This is a genomic window from Endozoicomonas sp. ONNA1 (assembly GCF_024606325.1).
GTDB lineage: Bacteria > Pseudomonadota > Gammaproteobacteria > Pseudomonadales > Endozoicomonadaceae > Endozoicomonas_A.
Genome location: NZ_JAHHPN010000026.1, coordinates 1 through 1,023 on the forward strand (window position 1 = coordinate 1; position 1,023 = coordinate 1,023).

Here is a 1,023-nt window from a genome sequence, read left to right on the forward strand (position 1 = left end):
TTAATGCCCTGAGAAACAAACAGGTACAACTGGGCGGTGATGATGGTACTGGCGGCAGGATCGGGCAACTGTTTCGTGATCAGGCCCGTCTGGAATATCAGATTGAAATCCGGGAAGTATCCATGGCGACAAGGACCGAAGCTCTGAGGGCTGCCAGGCAAGCTGTTGTGAATGATGACAGCCCCTTCCAGTACTCGCCAAAACAAGCAGAAGTTCTGGACGCTATCCACAAATTCACGCAGCAGCATTCTCTCAAAAAACAAGCTCTGGAAGCCTCACTGGGTCTGGCAGAATTAGCAACAGAAAGCGGTAAGTTTATACAGGACTCTAACTTTTTCGATTTTGACGATGAATTCGCACCGGTCCGCCTGCGGGCATTGACAGGAGATGGTCTGGCGTTTGATCAGGCCAGTCGGATCGTGGAAGTCTTCAGGAACCTGAAGACGACCTTCCCGGACCTCCCTTCCGAGCCTATAGAACATCAGCCTCTGAATGTATTGCAAACTATCGATAAGCTGAAAATAATGGCCAGAAATGAGCTGAAAACGGGGGCTCAACAATACGACGACGAAATACACGGCATGGGTGCAGCAGCCATTCACCACATCGAGCATGAACCAGGGAATCTGAAAAGCTTCTCAGACTACTTCGCTACCCATTCTGCCAGTGCTAAAAAGATTATCGCTCTGCTGCGCGAAGGTCTGATCAGCAAGATTGAACTTGAGCACTACATGAAGTCCTTCAGAGGTATCAACGATTATCAGACAGTGGATGAATTTGAACACTTCCTTGGTTATAAACATGGCATCAAGCTGCCTGAGTTCAAGAAGGTCGTCCAGATGCTGTCCGACGAGGGTATTAAGGAATTCATGCAGAGTGCCTTTAATCCTGTGACCTTGACCACCACCAACCCCGCGGGTATGAAAGAGTCTGTTGCCGGCATGAAAGACTACGCCGCTGCGATCATCGCCAACTACGTTCTTGACGATATTGCCTTTGAAAATGGCCGCAGAACGGCAGCAT

At 49.4% G+C, this 1,023-nt stretch carries 1 protein-coding gene; it reads left to right on the forward strand.

Translation table 11 applies throughout. From position 1 onward, the window contains the following. Positions 1 to 1,023 (forward strand): hypothetical protein (locus KDK19_RS00585; protein ID WP_257287615.1); only part of this gene is annotated, 1,023 nt, incomplete at both ends.